Source organism: Caulobacter sp. P1_B12_2 (genome assembly GCF_056406675.1).
Map to the genome: position 1 here is coordinate 1 of NZ_JBFTZS010000613.1, position 2,107 is coordinate 2,107.

General features: G+C 69.4%; 2 protein-coding genes. Both read right to left on the bottom strand.

Annotation, left to right across the window (positions count from 1 at the left end; translation table 11 throughout):
- Positions 1–30: 30 nt before the first annotated feature.
- Positions 31–1,209 (bottom strand): BaiN/RdsA family NAD(P)/FAD-dependent oxidoreductase, encoded by a 1,179-nt coding sequence (locus AC1DZ6_RS24025; RefSeq protein WP_477099618.1) that lies wholly within the window; start codon positions 1,207–1,209, stop codon positions 31–33.
- 186 nt (positions 1,210–1,395) lie between these two features.
- A partial coding sequence (locus AC1DZ6_RS24030) for a methyl-accepting chemotaxis protein (RefSeq protein ID WP_477099619.1) occupies positions 1,396–2,107 on the bottom strand: 712 nt, incomplete at its 5' end.

The window sequence follows — 2,107 nt, forward strand, 5'->3', positions numbered from 1 at the left end:
CGGTCAGGTGGGGGCAAGTCCGGTCGCCCCCTAAACCGCCTGCCCCGCGCACCAGCCCGACGCCCAGGCCCACTGGAAGTTATACCCGCCCAGCCAGCCGGTGACGTCCACCACCTCGCCGATGAAGTACAGCCCCGGAACGGCCTTGGCCTCCAGGGTGCGCGAGTCCAGACCGTCGGTGTCGACCCCGCCCAGCGTCACTTCGGCCGTGCGATAGCCTTCCGAACCCACCGGCTTGAACGTCCAGGCGTTGACCGTCGCGGCCACGCCGCGCAGCAGCACGTCCGAGCAGTCGGCGATGTTGCCGTAGGCCCCGGCGTCCTCGGCGATCAGTTGGGCCAGGCGCTTGGGCAGAATCTCCGCGAGGATGGTCGCCAGCGCCCGCTTGGGCGTGGCGGTCCGCGCGGTCTTCAGCGTGGCGAACACGTCGACGCCCGGCGCCATGTCGACGCTGATCTCGCCGCCCTCGCGCCAGTAGGACGAGATCTGCAGGATCGACGGACCCGACAGGCCGCGATGGGTGAACAGCATGGCCTCGGCGAATTTCGTCTTGCCGCTGGCCACCACGGTGTCCAGGGCCACGCCCGACAGCGGGGCCAGGCGCTCCAGGGTCTTCACCTCGAAGGTCAGCGGCACCAGGGCCGGCCGGGTCTCGACGATGTTCAGGCCGAACTGCTGGGCGATGTCGTAGCCCAGGCCCGTGGCGCCCATCTTGGGGATCGACTTGCCGCCGGTGGCGACCACGACCGAGCGGCAGGTCACCGGGCCGTGAGCGAAGCTGACGCGCCAGCCCTCGCCGTCCTTGGCCACGCTCTTGATCTCGGCTTCCAGGCGCAGCTTGACGCCGGCCTTGTCCATCTCGGTCAGCAGCATGTCGATGACCTGCTTGGCCGAGCCGTCGCAGAACAGCTGGCCCAGAGCCTTCTCATGGAAGGCGATGCCGTATTTCTGGACCAGGGCGATGAAGTCGGTCGGCCGATAGCGGCGCAGGGCCGAGACGCAGAACTTCGGATTGGCCGACAGGAAGTTGGCCGGCGCCGTGTTGACGTTGGTGAAGTTGCAGCGGCCGCCGCCGCTGATGCGGATCTTCTCGCCGGGGGCCTTGGCGTGGTCGACGATCAGCACCGAGCGACCGCGCTTGCCCGCCTCGATGGCGCACATCATGCCGGCCGCGCCGGCGCCCAGCACCACGACGTCGAAGTCTTCCAAGGCTCAAGCCCTCTCTATTGAGGGGCGTATCGACAGGAGGGCGGCGGGGAAGTCAATGCAAACAGACGACTAGACCGGCGCCGGTTCGTTCAGCACGAACACGCCGATGCCGATCAGCAGCAGGACCAGGCCGCACCAGATCGAAACCGCGATCCAACGCGCCCCGGCCAGCCGGCGAGCCATTGCTTAGCTCGCCCGACGCATCGGCGCGGCGCCGGCGTGGCCGCCGCTGACCTGGAAGCGGCTCATCATCTGCACCAAGCCACCGATCTCGGTCTTGAGCGAATGGCTGACGGCGGTGGCCTGTTCGATCATGGCCGCGTTCTGCTGCACGCCGTGGTCCATCTGGTTGACCGCGGCGTTGACCTCGTTGAGGCCGGTGGCCTGCTCGCCCGCCGAGGCGGCCAGCTCCTTCACCAGGGCGTCGATCTCGCCCACCTTGCACACGATGCCTTCGAGAGCCTCGCCGGTCTGACCGACCAGCTTGACGCCCTGGCCCACCTGGCCGGCCGAGGTCGAGATCAGGGTCTTGATCTCCTTGGCGGCTTCGGCCGAACGCTGGGCCAGCGCCCGGACTTCCTGGGCGACGACGGCGAAACCGCGGCCCGCGTCGCCGGCCCGGGCGGCTTCGACGCCGGCGTTCAGGGCCAGCAGGTTGGTCTGGAAGGCGATCTCGTCGATCACCCCGATGATCTGGCCGATCTGCTGCGAGGATTGCTCGATGCCGGTCATGGCCGCGACGGCGCCGCGCACGACCTCGCCCGAGCGCTCGGCGTCCTCGCGGGTCGAGCCGACCACGCGGGCCGCGTCGTTGGCGCCCTGCGAGGCGCGGCGGACGGTGGCGGTGATCTCGTCCAGCGCCGCGGCGGTCTCTTCCAGGCTGGCGGCCTGTTGCTCG